The sequence below is a fragment of the Pseudomonas sp. 2822-17 genome (assembly GCF_002742485.1).
Lineage (GTDB): Bacteria > Pseudomonadota > Gammaproteobacteria > Pseudomonadales > Pseudomonadaceae > Aquipseudomonas > Aquipseudomonas cyclaminis.
The window spans coordinates 1-235 of sequence record NZ_LJRZ01000929.1; the positions used below are offsets into that span (position 1 = coordinate 1).

The 235-nt window shown below is 44.7% G+C and carries 1 pseudogene; it reads left to right on the forward strand.

Annotated features, from left to right (window positions below):
- Window positions 1–235, forward strand: a pseudogene (locus AOA60_RS31325) (thymidine kinase); the annotation flags it as partial.

Here is a 235-nt window from a genome sequence, read left to right on the forward strand (position 1 = left end):
TAGATGAAGTGCAGTTCTTTGATATTGATGTGGTGGATGTTGTACAAGTACTTGCAGATCAAGGAATTAGAGTGATCGTTGCTGGACTTGATCAAGATTTTCGTGGGGAACCATTTGGTCACATGCCAGCATTAATGGCTCTGGCGGAAACAGTAACGAAGCTTCAAGCGATCTGCTTATCGTGCGGATCACCAGCTAGTAGGACGCAACGTTTGATTGATGGAAAACCTGCATC